This is a genomic window from Pseudomonas sp. Ost2 (genome assembly GCF_018326065.1).
In the GTDB taxonomy this organism is placed as follows: domain Bacteria; phylum Pseudomonadota; class Gammaproteobacteria; order Pseudomonadales; family Pseudomonadaceae; genus Aquipseudomonas; species Aquipseudomonas gingeri.
Genome location: NZ_AP021904.1, coordinates 6,070,195 through 6,088,272 on the forward strand (window position 1 = coordinate 6,070,195; position 18,078 = coordinate 6,088,272).

Consider the following 18,078-nt stretch of genomic DNA (forward strand, 5'->3'; position numbering starts at 1 on the left):
GTTCGGCTTTCTTTAACACTCTAGGTGAAACGTCCATGCAGCCCATGCTGAATATCGCGCTGCGCGCCGCCCGCAGCGCCAGTGAATTGATTTTCCGCTCCATCGAGCGCCTGGATACCATCAAGGTCGACGAAAAAGACGCCAAGGACTACGTGTCCGAGGTTGATCGTGCTGCCGAGCAGAAAATCATCGACGCTCTGCGCAAAGCGTATCCGACCCACGCCATCCGCGGTGAAGAAACCGGTTTCCACGCCGGTAGCGGCGAAGGCGAAGAATACCTGTGGATCATCGACCCACTTGATGGCACCACCAACTTCCTGCGCGGCATCCCGCACTTCGCGGTCAGCATCGCCTGCAAATACCGCGGCCGCCTTGAGCACGCCGTGGTTCTGGACCCGGTTCGCCAGGAAGAATTCACCGCCAGCCGTGGCCGTGGCGCCCAGCTGAACGGTCGCCGCCTGCGCGTCAGCGGTCGCACCAGCCTCGACGGCGCCCTGCTGGGCACCGGCTTCCCGTTCCGCGACGACCAGATGGACAACATCGACAACTACCTGGGCATGTTCCGCGCCCTGGTCGGCCAGACCGCCGGCATCCGCCGCGCCGGTGCCGCGAGCCTCGACCTGGCCTATGTGGCCGCCGGTCGTTTCGATGCCTTCTGGGAGTCGGGCCTGTCCGAGTGGGACATGGCAGCGGGCGCACTGCTGATCCAGGAAGCGGGCGGCCTGGTGAGCGACTTCACCGGCGGTCACGACTTCCTTGAGAAGGGCCATATCGTCGCCGGCAACACCAAGTGCTTCAAGGCCGTGTTGACCGCAATCCAGCCGCACCTGCCGGCTTCGCTGAAGCGCTAAGCGCCCGGCCATGAAAAAAGCACCCCGAGGGGTGCTTTTTTTGTGCCTGCGATCCGGGGTCAACCCCCGGAGCGATTACTGGGCAGGCTGGTTCTGGCTGAGAATCAGGCGACCTTCCTTGTCGACCGGAATCTGGTTGCCCGGATCACGATCCATGCGCACCTTGCCTTCCTTGCCGTCGAGTTGGTAACGCACGTCATAACCCACGACCTTGTCGCTGATGTCATTGACCGTGTTGCAGCGGGTCTGGGTCGTGGTGTAGGTGTCACGCTCCTGCATGCCCTCCTGCACCTTGTTACCGGCATAACCGCCACCGACCGCACCCACTACCGTTGCCAGGGTCTTGCCCTTGCCACCGCCCACCAGACTGCCCAGCAGTCCACCGCCCACCGCACCCAGCGCCGTACCGGCCAGGCGATGCTCGTCCTGCACCGGCTTCTGCCGGGTCACGGCAACGTCCTTGCACACTTCGCGCGGTGTCTTGACCTGCGTCTTCACAGGTTCTACCGCCAATACTTGAGCATACTCAGGGCCGCTCTTCACCATGCTGTAGGTCGCAACAGCACCTCCGGCGGTGACACCGACAGCACCCAATACCGCACCCACCAGCAACGACTTGTTCACGTGAACCTCCTGACCATCACCGCGGGAAATATCCGCATCTCTCCTAGCCTTGGAGCATGAAAAAAGGCGCGAGTTCAATACTCGCGCCTTCTCAGGTGACAGCCGGAGGAAAAACGAACGTCAAGGACGGTCGTCGATTTCCTTCTGGGTGTTGGCCGGAGGAATCAGGTCCTCGCTGTTCAGGTTCAGCCAGATCAACACCACGTTGGCGATGTAGATCGACGAGTAGGTACCCGCCAGCACACCGACGAACAGTGCGATGGAGAAACCGAACAGGTTGTCGCCACCGAAGAACAGCAGGGCCGCGATCGCCAGCAGGGTGGAGATCGACGTCGCCATGGTCCGCAGCAGGGTCTGGGTGGTCGAGATGTTGATGTTCTCGATCAGGCTGGCCTTGCGCAGTACCCGGAAGTTCTCGCGAACCCGGTCGAATACCACGATGGTGTCGTTGAGCGAGTAACCGATGATCGCCAGTACCGCCGCCAGCACCGTCAGGTCGAAGGTGATCTGGAAGAACGACAGGATACCCACGGTCACGACCACGTCGTGGATCAGCGACACGATGGCGCCGACCGCGAACTTCCACTGGAAGCGGAAAGCCAGGTAGATCAGGACGCCGCCCAGCGCCATCAGCATGCCGAGGCCGCCCTGGTCGCGCAGCTCTTCACCCACCTGCGGGCCGACGAACTCGACGCGCTTGACCTGCGCCGGGTTGTCGCCGCCGGTCTTCTGCAGCGCATCCGCCACCTGGTGACCCAGTTGCGGGTCTTCACCCGGCATCCGTACCAGCAGGTCGGTGGTCGCGCCGAAGCTCTGCACGATCGCTTCGTGATAACCGGCCGTGACCAGTTGCTCACGGACCTTGGTGACATCGGCCGGACGCTCGTAGGTCAGCTCGATCAGCGTACCGCCGGTGAAATCCAGACCGTAGTTCAGGCCCTTATGGAACCAGCTGAACAACGCCAGAACGGTAAGGAGCACGGTGACGCCGAACGCAATGTTGCGAACGCCCATGAAGTTGATAGTACGTAACATGGCAGCCCCTTAAATCCACAACTTCTTGAAGTCACGACCGCCGAAGATCAGGTTGACCATCGCGCGGGTCACCATGATGGCCGTGAACATCGAGGTAAAGATCCCGAGGGACATGGTCACCGCAAAGCCCTTGACCGGACCGGTACCCATGGCGAACAGGATGCCGCCCACCAGCAAGGTGGTCAGGTTGGCGTCGACAATCGCCGTATAGGCACGACTGAAGCCCTCGTTGATCGCCCGCTGAACCGTCATGCCCGCCGCGATCTCTTCACGTATCCGCGAGAAGATCAGTACGTTGGCGTCGACCGCCATACCCATGGTCAGGACGATACCGGCGATACCCGGCAGGGTCAGTGTCGCTCCCAGCAAGGACATCAGGGCCAGCAGCGCGACCATGTTGAAGGCCAGCGCCACGGTGGCGATGATGCCGAAGAAGCGGTAGATGGCGATGATGAACAGCGAGACGAACAACATGCCCCACAACGACGCATCGATACCCTTGGTGATGTTGTCGGCACCCAGGCTCGGGCCAATGGTACGTTCTTCAGCGAAGTACATCGGCGCGGCCAGACCACCGGCACGCAGCAACAGGGCCAGTTCCGAGGATTCGCCCTGGCCGTTCAGGCCGGTGATGCGGAACTGCGCGCCCAGCGGCGACTGGATGGTCGCCAGGCTGATGATCTTCTTCTCTTCCTTGAAGGTCTGTACCGGCACGTCTTTCTCGACACCGTTGACCACTTGCTTGCTGTAGGTGGTGATCGGACGCTGTTCGATGAAGATCACCGCCATCTGGCGACCGACGTTGCTGCGCGTGGCGCGACTCATCAGTTCGCCACCATGACCATCCAGGCGGATGTTCACTTCCGGGGTACCGTGCTCGCCGAAACCGGCCTTGGCATCGGTCACCTGGTCACCGGTGATGATCAGCCCACGCTCGATCAGCGCCGGAGGACGGTTGCCTTCACGGAACTCGAACTCTTCGGAAGTCGCCTTCGACGCACCCGGCTCGGCGGCCAGGCGGAATTCAAGGTTGGCGGTCTTGCCGAGGATACGCTTGGCTTCAGCCGTGTCCTGCACGCCCGGCAGCTCGACCACGATGCGGTTGGCACCCTGGCGCTGAACCAGTGGCTCGGCCACACCCAGCTCGTTGACGCGGTTACGTACCGTGGTCAGGTTCTGCTTGATGGAGTATTCACGGATTTCCGCCAGCTTGGCCGGGGTCATCGCCAGACGCAGTACCGCCTGGCCATTCAGATCAGCCGGAACAATGTCGAAATCGTTGAAGCTCTTGCGAATCAGGGCACGGGCCTGCTCGCGGGAATCATTGTCGGAGAAGCCCAGTTGAATGGCGCCATTGAGCTGCGGCAGGCTGCGATAACGCACACGCTCCTTGCGCAACAGGCTCTTGACGTCGCCTTCGTAGACTTTCAGGCGGGCATCGAGGGCCTTGTCCATGTCCACTTCCAGCAGGAAGTGCACACCACCGGACAAGTCCAGACCCAGCTTCATCGGGTGCGCGCCGAGGCTGCGCAGCCATTGCGGGGTGGTCTGTGCCAGGTTGAGGGCCACCACGTAGTCGTCGCCGAGGGCTTTACGCACCACGTCCTTGGCCGGCAGTTGGTCTTCCTGCTTGGTCAGGCGCAGCAGGCCGTCCTTGCCGTTGGCGGCCAGGGTGGCACCCTTGACGGCGATGCCGGCTTCGGTGAGCGCCTTGCTCACCCGGTCCAGATCGGCCTGGTTGACCTGCAACGCCGTGCTGGCGCCGCTGACCTGGATGGCCGGATCGTCAGGGTAGAGATTGGGAGCGGAATAAATAAAACCGACCGCCAGCACCGCCAGGATCAGTACGTATTTCCACAGAGGGTATTTGTTCAGCATCACGCCGCCCGCTTATGACGCGGGGCGCCTTGCGCGCCCCGTCGATTGTTGAATGTTGAAACTTAGATCGCTTTCAGCGTGCCTTTAGGCAGAGTGGCCGCGATGGCACCCTTCTGGAACTTCATTTCGACGGTGTCGGAAACTTCCAGCACGACGAAATCGTCGGTCACTTTCAGGATCTTGCCGGCGATACCACCGGTGGTCACCACTTCGTCACCCTTGGCCAGGTTGCCCAGCAGGTTTTTCTGCTCCTTGGCGCGCTTGGCCTGTGGACGCCAGATCATCAGGTAGAAGATGACCAGGAAGCCGACCAGGAAAATCCATTCGAAACCACCGCCCATCGGACCTGCAGCGGCAGGTGCAGCGGTGTCCGCCAGGGCGGAAGAGATGAAAAAGCTCATGTGACACTCCAGTTGCAAATATGTAGTTCTAAGGTCTGAAAAGATCAGTCCAAAGGCGGCACGGGAAGCCCGCGCTTGGCGTAGAAGGCATCGACAAAGGCGGCCAATGTACCCTGTTGAATAGCCTCGCGCAAACCAGCCATAAGCAGTTGGTAATGGCGCAAATTGTGGATGGTATTCAACATACTCCCCAGCATTTCGCCGCACTTGTCCAGATGATGCAGATAAGCACGGGAGAAGTTCTGGCAGGTGTAGCAATCGCAGGTCGGATCCAGCGGCGAATCATCATGGCGATGGAACGCGTTACGGATCTTCAGCACGCCGGTATCGACGAACAGATGCCCGTTGCGGGCATTACGGGTCGGCATCACGCAATCGAACATGTCCACCCCGCGGCGAACACCCTCCACGAGATCCTCCGGCTTGCCAACGCCCATAAGGTAACGAGGTTTGTCAGCGGGCATCTGGCCTGGCAGGTAGTCCAGTACCTTGATCATCTCGTGCTTGGGCTCGCCCACCGACAGGCCGCCGATGGCCAGGCCGTCGAAACCGATCTTGTCGAGGCCTTCGAGCGAGCGCATGCGCAGGTTCTGGTGCATGCCGCCCTGGACGATACCGAACAGCGCCGCGGTGTTGTCGCCATGGGCATTCTTCGAGCGCTGGGCCCAGCGCAGCGACAGTTCCATGGACACCCGGGCGACATCTTCATCCGCAGGGTACGGCGTGCACTCGTCGAAAATCATCACGATGTCCGAACCCAGGTCGCGCTGGACCTGCATCGACTCTTCCGGCCCCATGAATACCTTGGCACCGTCGACCGGCGAAGCGAAGGTCACGCCCTCCTCCTTGATCTTGCGCATGGCGCCCAGGCTGAACACCTGGAAACCGCCGGAGTCGGTGAGGATCGGCCCCTTCCACTGCATGAAGTCGTGCAGGTCGCCGTGTTTCTTGATCACTTCGGTGCCCGGGCGCAGCCACAGGTGGAAGGTGTTGCCCAGGATGATCTCGGCACCGGTGGCGACGATATCCCGTGGCAGCATGCCCTTGACCGTGCCGTAGGTGCCCACCGGCATGAACGCCGGGGTCTCGACGGTGCCGCGCGGGAAGGTCAGGCGACCGCGACGGGCCTTGCCATCGGTAGCGAGCAACTCGAACGACATACGACTGGTGCGACTCATGCTTGATCCTCGGATGCCGATTCCTGGGGTCCGGTCGGCGCGGGGTTGCGGGTGATGAACATCGCATCACCGTAACTGAAGAAGCGGTAGCCGTTGTCCACGGCGGCCTTGTAGGCGGCCATGGCTTCGGGGTAACCGGCGAAGGCCGAAACCAGCATCAGCAGCGTGGATTCGGGCAGGTGGAAGTTGGTGACCAGGGCGTCGACCACATGGAACGGCCGGCCCGGGTAGATAAAGATGTCGGTATCGCCACTGAACGGCTTGAGCACGCCATCGCGGGCAGCGCTTTCCAGCGAGCGTACGCTGGTGGTGCCTACCGCGATCACCCGACCACCGCGCGCGCGGCAGGCGGCGACGGCATCCACGACAGCCTGGCTGACTTCCAGCCATTCGTTATGCATATGGTGGTCTTCGATGCGCTCCACGCGCACCGGCTGGAAGGTGCCGGCGCCGACATGCAGGGTCACGAACGCGGTTTCGACGCCCTTGGCGGCAATGGCCTCCAGCAGCGGCTGATCGAAATGCAGACCGGCGGTCGGCGCGGCCACGGCGCCCAGGCGCTCGGCATAGACCGTCTGGTAACGCTCGCGGTCCGAGCCCTCGTCGGGACGGTCTATATAAGGAGGCAACGGCATGTGGCCGACGCGCTCCAGCAGGGGCAGTACTTCCTCGGCGAAACCCAGTTCGAACAGGGTGTCGTGACGGGCGAGCATCTCGGCTTCGCCCCCCCCTTCGATAAGGATCTTCGAGCCGGGTTTGGGCGACTTGCTGGAGCGCACATGAGCCAGCACACGGTGGCTGTCGAGCACTCGCTCGATGAGAATTTCCAGCTTGCCGCCGGAGGCTTTCTGGCCGAAAAGACGGGCCGGAATGACCCGGGTATTGTTGAACACCATCAAGTCGCCTGGGCGTAAATGCTCAAGCAAATCAGTGAATTGACGATGTGCCAGCGCGCCGCTGGGCCCATCCAGGGTCAGCAGGCGGCTGTTGCGACGCTCGGCCAGCGGATGGCGAGCGATCAGGGAATCGGGGAGCTCGAAAGTAAAGTCAGCGACGCGCATGATGGGGTTCGTCTAGCAGGGCCGGAAAGTTTAGCGGAATTCACCCATATTGACCATGAAAGGCGATTGACCAACGGTAATGGCGTCTCTATACTTCGCCGCCATTGAGCCCTGATGGCGGAATTGGTAGACGCGGCGGATTCAAAATCCGTTTTCGAAAGGAGTGGGAGTTCGAGTCTCCCTCGGGGCACCAAGATTGAAAAAGACCTTGATTATCAAGGTCTTTTTTTTCGTCTGCAGAAAAGCGGCCATCGTCCGCCACACACGACGACAGAGGCCCCGGCACCATGGAATCGTCACTGGAAACAGTCGCCCTTTTTGCCCTCAAGCTGGCTTATGAAACCGAAGGCCAGAGCCCGATTTTGCGCGACGATCCGGTCATGAGTGACTATCAGCGGGACGTGTTCGACTTGCTGGTGCGCAACCGCGATGTCGGCGCTATCCAGCGGAAGATGAATGCGTGCATCACGGTGGCGCTGGACGCTGTGGGTGGAACGGACAAGCCCCTCGGGCGCGAACTGCACAGACTGGCAACGGACTTCAGCCAGGCGCGGACCACCGAAGAAATGAATGCACCGCTCGTCTTGCTCAAGGACTACCTGAAAGACATTCAGTGATGAGCTGCGCTCACCGTCCCCTCTCATGAATCAGGCGGAAGCCATTCTAAGTCGTTTTTTTTCGCCTCGTTTTTTTGCCGATTCCCCCGCCCGCCCCATGCCCGGGCAACACCCTTCTATACTCAACGGTAGTCGCGGAAAGAACCGTGCACGTCGCTTTGGTGCCGATAAACCAAAGACAGCGTGGCAAGCTGCCCTTTATGCCCTGAAGAGGTGCGGCAAAGACCGCACCGGGCCCAACAAGATGCCCGCTCAGGGTGCCTGGCCAACGGCCGAAAATGCCACGATACCGTGACGTGGTGTGAATGCCGCAGCCGACACTTTCGGACAACCGACAACCTTGTGGTTTGTCCGTGACCGTGAGGAATGCTGTATGCCTGATGAGATGCTGCACCTGCCTATGGTCAACAGCCTGCTGGAGCGCCACAAAGGCTCCCCCGGCGCACTGTTGCCCATCCTTCATGAGATTCAGGCGGGCATCGGCTACATCCCCGATGCCGCCATCCCCGAGATTGCCCACGCCCTCAACCTGAGCCAGGCCGAAGTTCGCGGGGTGATCAGTTTCTACCACGACTTCCGCACCGCGCCCCCGGCCCGACATATCCTGCGCCTGTGCCGGGCCGAGTCCTGCCAGAGTCGCGGCGCCGAGCAGCTCGCCGCGCAACTGCGCGAGCGCCTGCAACTGGACGACCACGGCAGCAGCGCCGACGGCAGCATCAGCCTGCGTCCGGTCTATTGCCTCGGTGCCTGCGCCTGCTCGCCCGCCCTGGAGCTGGATGGCCAGGTGCATGCACGGCTCAGCGCCGAACGCCTGGATGCCCTGCTCGACGCCTGCCGGGAGGACGCATGATGCCCAGCCTCTATCTGCCCGCTGACTCCCTGGCCCGCGCCGTCGGGGCCGATGAAGTCGCCACGGCCCTTGCCGCCCAGGCCCGGGAACGCCATCTGCCGCTGGAGCTGCACCGCACCAGTTCCCGTGGCCTGTACTGGCTCGAACCGCTGCTGGAAATCGACAGCCCGCAAGGCCGTATCGGCTTCGGTCCGCTGACCGCCGCCGACGTACCGTCGCTGCTCGACGCCCTGCAAGGTGATCCCGCCACCCATCCACTGGCCCTCGGCCCCGTGGAAGAATTGCCCTACCTGAAGAGCCAGCAACGCCTGCTGTTCGCTCGCGCAGGCATTACCCGACCGCTGTCCCTGGAGGATTACCGTGCCCACGGCGGCTTCGAGGGCCTGGCCCGGGCCATCGCCCTCGGTGGCGAACAGACCGCCACCGCCGTATTCGATTCCGGCCTGCGCGGACGCGGCGGCGCGGCGTTCCCCGCCGGGATCAAATGGCGCACGGTGCGTGGTACCCAGGCTGCGCAGAAGTACATCGTCTGCAACGCCGACGAAGGCGACTCCGGCACCTTCGCCGACCGCATGCTGATGGAAGGCGACCCCTTCCTGCTGATCGAGGGCATGGCCATTGCCGGCCTCACCGTCGGGGCCAGCTACGGCTACATCTATGTACGCTCGGAATATCCCCAGGCCGTGGCGACCTTGCGCGAAGCCCTGGACATCGCCCGCGCCGCCGGCTATCTCGGCACCAATGTCAGCGGCAGCGGCCAGGCTTTCGACATGGAAGTCCGCGTCGGTGCCGGCGCCTATATCTGTGGCGAGGAAACCGCGCTTCTGGACTCCCTCGAAGGCAAGCGTGGGATCGTCCGCGCCAAGCCGCCGATCCCCGCCCTGCAAGGACTGTTCGGCCAGCCGACCCTGGTGCACAACGTACTGACCCTGGCCTCGGTGCCGCTGATCCTGGCGAAAGGCGCGCAGTTCTATCGCGACTACGGCATGGGCCGTTCCCTGGGCACCATGCCCTTCCAGCTGGCGGGCAATATCCGTCACGGCGGCCTGGTCGAAAGGGCCTTTGGCCTGACCCTGCGCGAGCTGGTGGAAAACTATGGCGGCGGCACCGCCAGTGGCCGGCCGCTGAAGGCAGCCCAGGTCGGTGGCCCTCTCGGGGCCTGGGTGCCACCCGGGCAATTCGACACGCCGCTGGATTACGAAGCTTTCGCCGCCATCGGTGCCATGCTCGGCCACGGTGGCGTGGTGGTGGCGGACGACAGTCTCGACATGGCCCGCATGGCGCGCTTCGCCCTGCAGTTCTGCGCCGAGGAATCCTGTGGCAAATGCACCCCGTGCCGCATCGGCTCCACCCGCGGCGTGGAGGTGATCGATCGCCTGCTGGCCGCACCCGACCAGGGCGGTCGCGATGAACAGGCGATCATCCTCAAGGACCTGTGCGACACCCTGCAATACGGTTCGCTGTGTGCGTTGGGCGGCATGACCTCCTATCCGGTGGCCAGCGCCCTCAAGCATTTCCCCGCCGACTTCGGTCTGCAGCCCTCGGAGGCCGACCAATGATCACTCTCTTCGACCCGAAAACCGATATCGACCTGGGCACCCCTGCCCGCGACAGCCAGGTGCAGGTCACCCTGACCATCGACGGCCGCAGCATCAGCGTGCCCGAAGGCACCTCGGTCATGCGCGCCGCCGCGTTGCTGGGCACCAGCATTCCGAAACTGTGCGCCACCGACAGCCTGGAAGCCTTCGGCTCCTGCCGCATGTGCCTGGTGGAGATCGACGGCATGCGCGGCTACCCGGCGTCCTGCACCACGCCGGTCAGCGAAGGCATGACCGTGCACACCCAGACGCCGAAGCTCGCCACCCTGCGGCGCAACGTCATGGAACTGTACATCTCCGATCACCCGCTGGACTGCCTGACCTGCTCGGCAAACGGCAACTGCGAGTTGCAGACCGTCGCCGGCCAGGTCGGCCTGCGGGAGGTGCGCTACGGCTACGAAGGTGAAAACCACCTCGCCGACAAGAAAGACACCTCCAACCCCTACTTCGACTACGACCCGAGCAAGTGCATCGTCTGCAACCGCTGCGTGCGCGCCTGTGAAGAAACCCAGGGCACCTTTGCCCTGACCATCACCGGACGCGGTTTCGAATCCCGGGTCGCGGCCGCCGGTGGCGAGGACTTCCTCGACTCGGAATGCGTGTCCTGCGGCGCCTGCGTGCAAGCCTGCCCCACCGCGACGCTGATGGAAAAAAGCGTGGTCGAACTGGGCCAGCCCGAACACGCCGTGATCACCACCTGCGCCTACTGCGGCGTGGGCTGCTCGTTCCGCGCCGAGATGAAAGGCGACCAACTGGTGCGCATGGTTCCCGACAAGAACGGCCAGGCCAACCACGGCCACTCCTGCGTCAAGGGCCGCTTTGCCTGGGGCTACGCCACCCACCCGGATCGCATTACCAAGCCGATGATCCGCAAGCACATCAGCGATCCCTGGCAGGAAGTCAGCTGGGATGAAGCGGTGACCTACGCCGCTGGCGAATTCCGTCGCCTGCAGCAGAAATACGGCCGCGACTCCATCGGTGGCATCACCTCCAGCCGCTGCACCAACGAAGAAACCTACCTGGTACAGAAGCTGGTGCGCGCCGCCTTCGGCAACAACAACGTCGACACCTGTGCGCGGGTCTGCCACTCGCCCACTGGCTACGGCCTGAAACAGACCCTGGGCGAATCCGCCGGCACCCAGAGTTTCGACTCGGTGATGCAGGCCGACGTTATCCTGGTCATGGGCGCCAACCCCAGCGACGCCCACCCCGTATTCGCCTCCCAACTCAAGCGCCGCCTGCGCGAGGGCGCCCGGTTGATCGTCATCGACCCGCGGCGCATCGACCTGGTGGACTCGGTGCATGCCCGCGCCGACCTGCACCTGGCCCTGCGCCCCGGCACCAACGTCGCCATGCTCAACGCCCTGGCCCACGTTATCGTCAGCGAGAACCTGCTCGACCAGGCCTTTATCGACGCCCGTTGCGAAGGCAGCGATTTCGCCCGCTGGAGCGAATTCGTCAGCCGCGCGGAAAACTCGCCGGAAGTCCTTGGCCTGATCTGCGGCGTCGACGCGGCCGACATCCGTGCCGCCGCCCGCCTCTACGCCGGCGCCGGCAACGCGGCGATCTACTACGGCCTGGGCATCACCGAACACAGCCAGGGCAGTACCGCGGTCATGGGCATCGCCAACCTGGCCATGGCCACCGGCAACATCGGCCGCGAAGGCGTCGGCGTCAACCCGCTGCGGGGGCAGAACAACGTCCAGGGTTCCTGCGACATGGGCTCCTTCCCCCACGAACTGCCCGGCTACCGGCATATCTCCAACGAAGTGGTACGGGCGCAGTTCGAACAGGCCTGGAACGTCACCCTGCAACCCGATCCGGGCCTGCGTATTCCCAACATGTTCGAGTCGGCCCTCGCCGGCAGCTTCAAGGGCCTGTACTGCCAGGGCGAAGACATCGCCCAGAGCGATCCGAATACCCAGCACGTCACCGCGGCGCTGTCGGCCATGGAATGCGTGGTGGTACAGGACATCTTCCTCAACGAAACCGCCAAGTTCGCCCACGTGTTCCTGCCGGGCAGCTCGTTCCTGGAAAAGGACGGCACCTTCACCAACGCCGAGCGGCGCATTTCGCGGGTACGCAAGGTCATGGAGCCGCTGGGCGGCAAGGCCGACTGGGAAGGCACCGTGGCCCTGGCCAACGCCCTGGGCTATCCGATGAACTACAAGCACCCGTCGGAAATCATGGATGAAATCGCCAGCCTGACGCCGACCTTCACCAACGTCAGCTACGCCGCCCTGGACAGCCATGGCAGCCTGCAATGGCCGTGCAACGCCGCGGCGCCGGACGGCACGCCGACCATGCACATCGAGCAGTTCGTGCGCGGCAAGGGGCGCTTCATGCTCACCGGCTACGTGCCCACCGAGGAAAAGGTCAACAACCGCTATCCGCTGTTGCTGACCACCGGACGCATCCTCAGCCAGTACAACGTCGGCGCCCAGACCCGGCGCACCGACAACGTCGCCTGGCACGACGAAGACCGCCTGGAAATCCACCCGACCGATGCCGAGAGCCGGGGTATCAACGAGGGCGACTGGGTCGGCATCGGCAGCCGCGCGGGCCAGACCGTGCTGCGCGCACGGGTGACCGAACGGGTCGCTCCGGGCGTGGTGTACACCACCTTCCACTTCCCGGAATCGGGGGCCAACGTCATCACCACCGACAACTCCGACTGGGCCACCAACTGTCCGGAGTACAAGGTCACCGCGGTGGAAGTCAGCCGTGTGTATCACCCTTCCGAGTGGCAGAAACGCTTCCAGGCCTTCAGTGACGAACAACAACGCCTGCTCGACGAACGCCGCCATGCGCGCAGCACCGGGGCAAAAGCGGAGGTACGCCGATGAGCACTGAAAACCTGATCAAGATGGCCAACCAGATCGCCCAGTACTTCTCCAGCGAACCGGACCAGCACCAGGCCGTGCTGGGCGTGCGCAACCATCTGCAGATGTTCTGGACGCCGGGGATGCGCAAGGAACTGCTGGCCTGGCAAACCACGCATCAAGGTGCGGACCTGCATCCACTGGCGCAGGAAGCGGTCAGTGGGGCGGGGTGGGAGGCTTAGGTACACACAACTGTTTGGGATTACCCCTTGGCCTGTGAAAGCAGGCCAAGGGGCGCTCCTGGAAGCTGTCTGCTCAAAGGCTAGGTCCGCTGGATTGGCAGTGAGGATTCAAGGGTCGCGCAACACCAAGAGCACTCAGGGAAGCGTATTTTTACTCATGACTTTTCCCGCCCCTATCCGCAGATACTCCAACGCATCAACAAACCTCTGAGCCTTTTCAAGACTCAACGTTCTCACCGTTCGCACCTGCCCTCCCTCAGCCGCACGAATGATCACGGCATAGCGTCCTGTGCGAACATTGCTTTGATAGAGGCTGACCGAGCTTATCGAACTAAAATAGAGACGCTGTCCTCTTTCCTTGGTCGTTACCGTCGAACTACCAACCGCAACTGCACCATTACCAAGCGGAGCAGCCGTACCGTAGGTTGTACCGTTTGAAACGGTGCCATCGGATAACGCAATGAATTGCTCCGTCACCTGAACCGACTGCGGCCGGCCCTTGCTGAAATCTTCATAGAATACCTGCTCAACGATATCTATCGCCTGCTGGCGATCCATTCCGGAAACAGGCCTCGGCGTGTACTCAATCTGCTTGTGTCCGCACCCCGTGAGAACCACCACCCACAACAAAACCATCCATACTTTTTTCATATCAATCTTTATCTACTTCTTTAACCTGGCCACATCAATGAGACGAGTGACCGTTAACCCTGTTCTTGTTACGCACGTACAATACCGCCCCACCTGTCGGTGAACCACCTCGACTTTCCAGTTCAAACGATTTGCTTTGGCTGCGAATCAAACCACTGAGTTTGGTGTGCCCATACAGCCGAGAGTCGAAATCGGAACGTAGCTGGCTGATGTTGTTACCCAACGCTCCGAGAGGCGCCCATCCGTCCTCATCGGCAATGTCATCCAGGATCTTCGCGATGAACTCCACCGGCACCTTCGGCTGTTTGGCCGAGGTTGGGGGAGACGATGGCTTCTCTACCTCAGCAACAGGGTGAGCCGCCGCAGGTATTTTCTCCCCCTGCCCGCCCTGCTCAACCGCCACCTCAGCCCGCAAAATCTCGGTATAGATAAACTTGTCGCAAGCGGACACAAACGGCTTGGGCGTTTTCTCTTCACCGAAGCCATAGACCGTCATCCCTTCCTCACGCAAGCGCGCGGCCAGTCGGGTGAAGTCGCTGTCACTGGATACCAGGCAAAAGCCGTCGAACCGGCGCGTATAAAGCAGGTCCATCGCATCGATGATCAGCGAGCTGTCGGTAGCGTTCTTGCCCTTGGTGTAGGCGAATTGCTGGATAGGCTGGATGGAGTGTTCCAGCATCAGCTTTTTCCAACTGCCCAGTTGCGGCGAGGTCCAGTCGCCGTACATGCGTTTCACGCTGGCGATGCCGTATTTGGCGATTTCCTCGAACAGGCCTTCGACAATCGCCGCCTGAGCGTTGTCGGCATCGATCAGCACGGCCAGGTGCTTCTGCTGGTGGTTGTGGGGCGATTTGGTAGCCATCACTCATCCTTGAAAAGTGACTACCTGGGGCGGGCTGACCGTGATCAGGACCTGGCAGGCAGTTCACTACGTCTTCCTTAACGAACATGAAGGCCTGGGGCATTGGCGCGTTGGTACGGCCAGTAGCGTGGGGCTTTGAGGGCGACGCTACTATTTTGATACTACTGCGTCCACAGGTCGGGCTGGGGTTTACGACTAAAGGAGGGTGAGAGCAGAGGGGATTCTTGGGCGTCCACTTGAAGCCCGTGCCGTCTGGGCCGGCGCTTTCGTGGGCAAGCCCGGCTTCCACAGGTTCGAGTGTTACAAAGTATTTGTAGGAGTTTCCGCAAGACTTGTGCGAATTCCAACTCACCCCGACCGAAGCCGGGGCAGGCCACCTCAACAATCCTTACCGCTGATTGTCGAAATGATCCCGTAGAAACTCATACAGGCGATAAGCCCGGAATGCGTTCACTACGAGGCTCCAGGTACGTCGCAGGATCTTTGACATACTTTGGCCCCCAAGGTGGGCCAAACCTCCAGCGTACTTACCGGAACACGTACGCCTTCAAGTCCACGTGAAGGACTCCATGAGGCAGCCGGGCTGATGGCCCCTTGAGCGAATCCGGCACGGGTTACTAAGCCGTGTCAGGGGGTCCGAAAATGCGCGCGCAGGCCTGGCTGCCTCATGACACTCCTTTAACGTGAGAGCGCCGACATCGTATCCGAGCGCCAGTCTTCAGATGTTTCCATCAGGCTTTTTTTTCGGCGAAGTTCAATCAAGACATTTCAGACTGAGCCAGTCTTTGTTCCAGCCAATCCTCCCGGTGGATGAGCGTTGCACAACACCAAGAGTCTCAGTAACATTGAACCGTCCACGTGAAGGTCTCGATGAGATCAGCAAATCAGTTTCATACTGGCTTTGCGCAAAAAACCGCCCTACTAAGGCGGTTTTTTTCGTCCCGACTCAGGCCTGCTCGCCCGCCTCAGCACGACACTCAACGCCACGCCACGCCACGCCGCGATTCGCGCAGCTGGCGCTTCAGCGTGCGCAACGGCGGCGCATACAGGAAGCCGAACGACACACTGTTCTTGCGCCCTTTCACCGCGTGGTGCAGCAGGTGCGCCTGGTACAGGCGTTTCAGGTAGCGATTGCGCGGCCGCGGGCGGAACGGCCAGTAGCGGTGCACGATGCCGTCATGCACCACCACGTAGATGATCCCGAACGCCGCGACGCCGGCGCCGATCCACTGCAAGGGATCGTGCCCGGTATTGCCCAGTACGATCAGGGTGATCGCCACCGCTGCCAGCACCAGCAGGTAGAGGTCGTTGCTCTCGAACGCCCCCAGGTGTTCCTCGTGGTGCGAACGGTGCAGGAACCAGCCCCAGCCATGCATGACGTACCTGTGCGCCAGGTAGCCGACTCCCTCCATGGCGACCAGGGTGCAGAGGAACAGGGCAAGGTGGCTGATCATGGAACGCTGTCGGCTCGCGGGAACGTCAGGGAATCAAGCGGAAGAAGGTGTCCAAGCATACCTTGCCGGGCGCGAAAATCGAGCCCTGCCGCGACAGGCGTCGCTGGGGGAAAAGCCCCATATTGGCTATCATCACGCGAACTGCCGGCCAGCACGCCCGTGCCGCGCCGCCCCGTGACGATCATCGACAAGGACGTTCCATGCCCCGCCTCTTCCTGCACGGCCAGCTCTGCCTGCTCGCATTCACCTTCGCTTGCCTGAGTCTTCCGGCCCATGCCGCGGCCAAGGTTGAACGCCGCTGCGGCTGGTTCGAGAACCCGACACCGGCCAACGCCACCCTCAGCGACCGCGACGGCACCTGGGAAATCGCCAGCCAGGGAGGCTACCAGGCCGAGGGCGACTGGCCGCAGTTCAGCGATGCACAGTGGGTGCGCACCAACGGCCACTACGGCTATGGCTGCGGCTGCATGACCGCCAGCGCCGATCCCGAAACCCATCGACTGGACAACCTGACCAAGGCCACCGCCCGGCCGCTGGCGGCCTGTCGCAACGATGCGACTCTGCGCGAGCCGGAAAACCCGCTCGCTCCGGCTGCGGACCCCACGTCAGGCCCGGTCAGGGAAATGAAGCCCTATCAGGCCGAAGGCTTCAGTTTCAGCTACCCGAAGGGCTGGAAGGTCAGCAAGGTCAAGGAGTGCCTGAACCTCAACCAGCCCAAGACCAGGACCAGGACCAACGAGGAATACACCCTCAACCTGTGTGTCCAGCACGGCACACTGGAACAGGCCGCCGACAGCATGATCTTTTCCCTCGAAGACGGCGTCTGGATGCGTAGCGCCGGCATGGACTCACCCAGCCCCGTCGACCTGATCGAAGGCCCGGGCTGGAAAGGCATGCAGACGACCCAGACCTGTGGCGTCGGCGATGAAGAGACCGGCTTCCACGCCGCCGGCGGCACCTGCCTGATGGCAATTGTCTACAACGCCAGGACGCAGCTGCTGTTCGACACCGTGGGTTACTACCAGGATTTCGACACCCTCAGTGCGATCATCCGTTCGGTGCGGTTCGACGAGAAATAACCGTCAAACCTCCGCTTGCACCACCTCGATCCCCATGCGTCGATAGGCCTCGATATCGTCGCTCACCTGGTGCTCGGTAATCATCGTGTGCAATCGCGAGCATGGTGCCACCACGAATGGTTCCACCGCGCCGAGCTTGTCGGCGGTAGTGACCGCCACCACATGGGAGGCGCTGTCCAGCAGAGCCTGTTTCACCGCGAGTTCTTCGTAGCGCAGGCAACTGATGCCGACTTCCGGATGAATCGCGCAGACGCCGGTAAACAGCAGGTCGGCCTTGATGCCCTGGATCAGCCGTACCGCTTCATGCCCGCCCACCGCCATGGTCAGCGGGTTCAGCGTGCCCCCGGCGAGGATCACCGTGACGCCTTTGTGTTCGGCCAGGGTCATGGCGATCATCGGTGAGCAGGTGACAGCGGTGATGGACATGCCCGTGGGCAGGGACTGGGCGATCTGCAAGGTGGTGCTGCCGGAGTCGAACAGGACGATCTGGCCCTCTTCGATGCGGCGCACCGCCAGTTGCGCCAGGTAGCGTTTCACTTCGTTGGTTTCGGCGATGCGGGTGAAGTAGTCCTTGCCCGTGTCCTTGGGCCGCGGCAAGGCGCCGCCGTGGACCCGTTGCAGCAGCCCGGCCTGGGCGAGTTCCGCCAGGTCGCGGCGGATGGTGTCCTCCGACACCGCGAAATGCTGGCCGAGGTCCGAGGCCATGACTTTGCCGTCGCGCTCCAGCAGCAACAGGATCTTCTGCCGCCGCAGGTGCGGCAGCTCGGAGGAGTGATGAAGGTTTTGCATGTTTATGCCCGATTACGCACGTTTGTGCCGACTCAGGCATGACTATATACCAGCCAACCGCCCCCGCACCACTCGCCCGCCGACCC

At 62.3% G+C, this 18,078-nt stretch carries 17 protein-coding genes and 1 tRNA gene; 8 read left to right on the forward strand and 10 right to left on the reverse strand.

All coding sequences use genetic code 11. From position 1 onward, the window contains the following. Window positions 1-35: 35 nt before the first annotated feature. Window positions 36-851: an inositol-phosphate phosphatase gene (gene suhB, locus KI243_RS26825; RefSeq protein ID WP_017123694.1), complete on the forward strand. Its 816-nt coding sequence runs from the start codon at window positions 36-38 to the stop codon at window positions 849-851. A gap of 75 nt (window positions 852-926) precedes the next feature. Here the strand turns inward: suhB and KI243_RS26830 are convergent, their stop codons facing one another. The 6 genes from KI243_RS26830 to queA form a co-directional block, all read right to left on the reverse strand. Then, a complete protein-coding gene (locus KI243_RS26830; RefSeq protein WP_017123693.1) occupies window positions 927-1,475 on the reverse strand; it encodes a glycine zipper 2TM domain-containing protein in 549 nt (182 codons plus the stop codon). A 120-nt stretch (window positions 1,476-1,595) separates the two neighbouring features. Then, window positions 1,596-2,510: a protein translocase subunit SecF gene (gene secF, locus KI243_RS26835; protein WP_017123692.1), complete on the reverse strand. Its 915-nt coding sequence runs from the start codon at window positions 2,508-2,510 to the stop codon at window positions 1,596-1,598. A gap of 9 nt (window positions 2,511-2,519) precedes the next feature. After that, window positions 2,520-4,388 (reverse strand): protein translocase subunit SecD, encoded by a 1,869-nt coding sequence (secD, locus tag KI243_RS26840; protein ID WP_177084252.1) that lies wholly within the window; start codon window positions 4,386-4,388, stop codon window positions 2,520-2,522. 62 nt (window positions 4,389-4,450) lie between these two features. Next, the gene (gene yajC, locus KI243_RS26845; protein WP_017123690.1) at window positions 4,451-4,789 is read right to left on the reverse strand and encodes a preprotein translocase subunit YajC; all 339 of its coding nucleotides are present in this window, start codon (window positions 4,787-4,789) and stop codon (window positions 4,451-4,453) included. Between the two features lie 44 nt (window positions 4,790-4,833). Then, a complete protein-coding gene (tgt, locus tag KI243_RS26850; RefSeq protein WP_167331613.1) occupies window positions 4,834-5,949 on the reverse strand; it encodes a tRNA guanosine(34) transglycosylase Tgt in 1,116 nt (371 codons plus the stop codon). Between the two features lie 14 nt (window positions 5,950-5,963). Beyond that, on the reverse strand, window positions 5,964-7,028 hold the full coding sequence (gene queA / locus KI243_RS26855; protein ID WP_178990706.1) for a tRNA preQ1(34) S-adenosylmethionine ribosyltransferase-isomerase QueA: 1,065 nt from the start codon (window positions 7,026-7,028) through the stop codon (window positions 5,964-5,966). A 108-nt stretch (window positions 7,029-7,136) separates the two neighbouring features. Between queA and KI243_RS26860 the strand changes: the two genes are divergently transcribed. From KI243_RS26860 to KI243_RS26885, 6 genes are all read left to right on the forward strand, one after another. Further along, a tRNA-Leu gene (locus KI243_RS26860) sits at window positions 7,137-7,221 on the forward strand. Window positions 7,222-7,315: 94 nt separating this feature from the next. Further along, a complete protein-coding gene (locus KI243_RS26865) occupies window positions 7,316-7,645 on the forward strand; it encodes a hypothetical protein (RefSeq protein ID WP_177107975.1) in 330 nt (109 codons plus the stop codon). A gap of 373 nt (window positions 7,646-8,018) precedes the next feature. After that, window positions 8,019-8,495 carry a formate dehydrogenase subunit gamma gene (locus KI243_RS26870; protein WP_017123685.1) on the forward strand — a complete coding sequence of 159 codons (477 nt, stop codon included), beginning with the start codon at window positions 8,019-8,021 and terminating at the stop codon, window positions 8,493-8,495. Then, window positions 8,492-10,054 (forward strand): formate dehydrogenase beta subunit, encoded by a 1,563-nt coding sequence (locus KI243_RS26875; RefSeq protein WP_212810083.1) that lies wholly within the window; start codon window positions 8,492-8,494, stop codon window positions 10,052-10,054. The genes KI243_RS26870 and KI243_RS26875 overlap by 4 nt, the downstream gene beginning before the upstream one ends. Next, on the forward strand, window positions 10,051-12,939 hold the full coding sequence (fdhF, locus tag KI243_RS26880) for a formate dehydrogenase subunit alpha (RefSeq protein WP_017123683.1): 2,889 nt from the start codon (window positions 10,051-10,053) through the stop codon (window positions 12,937-12,939). The genes KI243_RS26875 and fdhF overlap by 4 nt, the downstream gene beginning before the upstream one ends. Next, window positions 12,936-13,157, forward strand: coding sequence for a formate dehydrogenase subunit delta (locus KI243_RS26885; protein WP_017123682.1), 222 nt, complete (start codon window positions 12,936-12,938; stop codon window positions 13,155-13,157). Before fdhF ends, KI243_RS26885 begins: the two co-directional genes overlap by 4 nt. Before the next feature lie 135 nt (window positions 13,158-13,292). Here KI243_RS26885 and KI243_RS26890 read toward each other — a convergent pair whose 3' ends face one another. The 3 genes from KI243_RS26890 to KI243_RS26900 all read right to left on the reverse strand — a co-directional run bounded on the left by KI243_RS26890 (window position 13,293) and on the right by KI243_RS26900 (window position 16,124). Beyond that, window positions 13,293-13,808, reverse strand: coding sequence for a hypothetical protein (locus KI243_RS26890; protein WP_017123681.1), 516 nt, complete (start codon window positions 13,806-13,808; stop codon window positions 13,293-13,295). A gap of 34 nt (window positions 13,809-13,842) precedes the next feature. Then, window positions 13,843-14,670: an NYN domain-containing protein gene (locus KI243_RS26895; protein ID WP_212810084.1), complete on the reverse strand. Its 828-nt coding sequence runs from the start codon at window positions 14,668-14,670 to the stop codon at window positions 13,843-13,845. Between the two features lie 977 nt (window positions 14,671-15,647). Then, window positions 15,648-16,124, reverse strand: coding sequence for a sterol desaturase family protein (locus tag KI243_RS26900; protein ID WP_212810085.1), 477 nt, complete (start codon window positions 16,122-16,124; stop codon window positions 15,648-15,650). A 200-nt stretch (window positions 16,125-16,324) separates the two neighbouring features. Here KI243_RS26900 and KI243_RS26905 point away from each other — a divergent pair, with 200 nt between their 5' ends. Then, entirely contained in the window at window positions 16,325-17,203 is an 879-nt protein-coding gene (locus KI243_RS26905) for a DUF4087 domain-containing protein (protein WP_212810086.1), read from the forward strand. A gap of 3 nt (window positions 17,204-17,206) precedes the next feature. Here KI243_RS26905 and KI243_RS26910 read toward each other — a convergent pair whose 3' ends face one another. Beyond that, entirely contained in the window at window positions 17,207-17,992 is a 786-nt protein-coding gene (locus tag KI243_RS26910; RefSeq protein WP_212810087.1) for a DeoR/GlpR family DNA-binding transcription regulator, read from the reverse strand. Between the last annotated feature and the right edge of the window lie 86 nt (window positions 17,993-18,078).

What these genes read in the sequence shown, in the direction of transcription:
- suhB (WP_017123694.1), top strand. Translation starts at nt 36, where the DNA reads ATGCAGCCCATGCTGAATATCGCGCTGCGCGCCGCCCGCAGCGCCAGT.
- secF (WP_017123692.1), bottom strand. Translation starts at nt 2,510, where the DNA reads ATGTTACGTACTATCAACTTCATGGGCGTTCGCAACATTGCGTTCGGC.
- secD (WP_177084252.1), bottom strand. Translation starts at nt 4,388, where the DNA reads ATGCTGAACAAATACCCTCTGTGGAAATACGTACTGATCCTGGCGGTG.
- yajC (WP_017123690.1), bottom strand. Translation starts at nt 4,789, where the DNA reads ATGAGCTTTTTCATCTCTTCCGCCCTGGCGGACACCGCTGCACCTGCC.
- tgt (WP_167331613.1), bottom strand. Translation starts at nt 5,949, where the DNA reads ATGTCGTTCGAGTTGCTCGCTACCGATGGCAAGGCCCGTCGCGGTCGC.
- queA (WP_178990706.1), bottom strand. Translation starts at nt 7,028, where the DNA reads ATGCGCGTCGCTGACTTTACTTTCGAGCTCCCCGATTCCCTGATCGCT.
- KI243_RS26865 (WP_177107975.1), top strand. Translation starts at nt 7,316, where the DNA reads ATGGAATCGTCACTGGAAACAGTCGCCCTTTTTGCCCTCAAGCTGGCT.
- KI243_RS26870 (WP_017123685.1), top strand. Translation starts at nt 8,019, where the DNA reads ATGCCTGATGAGATGCTGCACCTGCCTATGGTCAACAGCCTGCTGGAG.
- KI243_RS26875 (WP_212810083.1), top strand. Translation starts at nt 8,492, where the DNA reads ATGATGCCCAGCCTCTATCTGCCCGCTGACTCCCTGGCCCGCGCCGTC.
- fdhF (WP_017123683.1), top strand. Translation starts at nt 10,051, where the DNA reads ATGATCACTCTCTTCGACCCGAAAACCGATATCGACCTGGGCACCCCT.
- KI243_RS26885 (WP_017123682.1), top strand. Translation starts at nt 12,936, where the DNA reads ATGAGCACTGAAAACCTGATCAAGATGGCCAACCAGATCGCCCAGTAC.
- KI243_RS26890 (WP_017123681.1), bottom strand. Translation starts at nt 13,808, where the DNA reads ATGAAAAAAGTATGGATGGTTTTGTTGTGGGTGGTGGTTCTCACGGGG.
- KI243_RS26895 (WP_212810084.1), bottom strand. Translation starts at nt 14,670, where the DNA reads ATGGCTACCAAATCGCCCCACAACCACCAGCAGAAGCACCTGGCCGTG.
- KI243_RS26900 (WP_212810085.1), bottom strand. Translation starts at nt 16,124, where the DNA reads ATGATCAGCCACCTTGCCCTGTTCCTCTGCACCCTGGTCGCCATGGAG.
- KI243_RS26905 (WP_212810086.1), top strand. Translation starts at nt 16,325, where the DNA reads ATGCCCCGCCTCTTCCTGCACGGCCAGCTCTGCCTGCTCGCATTCACC.
- KI243_RS26910 (WP_212810087.1), bottom strand. Translation starts at nt 17,992, where the DNA reads ATGCAAAACCTTCATCACTCCTCCGAGCTGCCGCACCTGCGGCGGCAG.